Source organism: Dorea sp. D27 (assembly GCF_001185345.1).
Taxonomy (GTDB): Bacteria; Bacillota; Clostridia; order Lachnospirales; family Lachnospiraceae; genus Extibacter.
The window spans coordinates 1-768 of the sequence record NZ_KQ236756.1 but is presented as its reverse complement, the minus strand read 5'-3'; the positions used below and the strand labels follow the sequence as shown (position 1 = coordinate 768).

The 768-nt window shown below is 54.7% G+C and carries 1 protein-coding gene; it reads right to left on the bottom strand.

The genetic code is table 11. From position 1 onward, the window contains the following. Window positions 1-488: 488 nt before the first annotated feature. Window positions 489-768 (bottom strand): hypothetical protein (locus HMPREF0980_RS19280; protein ID WP_207643616.1); only part of this gene is annotated, 280 nt, incomplete at its 5' end.

Genomic DNA, 768 nt, shown 5'->3' with positions numbered 1-768 from the left:
TTAGGCGGCGGGCGGGGAGCCGGGTGGCAGATGCTTCGATGCGTACGAGGCTCCGACTATTTCACGTATCCCTAACCCTCCGGAATGCGCGCCGATAGCGGCTTGCATCACGCAGGATAAGGGCTACGGAAAGGATTCTCCGCCTCTCCCGCTTACACCTGCGCATCTCCCACCCGGCTCCCCGTCCGCTATCTACTTTACTAACAAGGGCGTGAGCGGCCGTGTGACGTTACTGGCCAGCGGATGAACGCTGGCTGCGTCAGCTAGATGGAAAATGGTAGCAAGCTTAGTGTATACAACACATACAAATTAGTACGGTGTATATTATCGCAGTTAAACGTTTGCAGCGAGGCGTGCACGCCGTTGCTGGAAGAAGAGCCGGAGTCAGGCAAGGGATGTTATCTCATATAACAGCCCTGTACCTGATACCGGCTCTTCCTCATTATAATTCCATTTCGCCAAGGATTTCAACTTGACGCATCTTTTATTCATATAGCCACACAAGCCAAATTCTTTCCGGCCTCCAGTATTGTCACACAGCCACCCCCGCCCGTGCCAGTAAAGTAGATAGCCGCTGGGGAGGCAGGGGGCAGATGCGAAGGTATAAGCGGAAGGGACGGAGAATCCTCACCAGATTCCTTAGCTTGTGGGATGAGAGCCGCTATCGGCGAACATTCCACAGGCTTAGGAATCTGTGTGATAGTCGCAGTCCCGGACGCATCGCAGCATATGCCCCCTGCCTTCCCAGCGGCGCCCTGCTTCACTAAA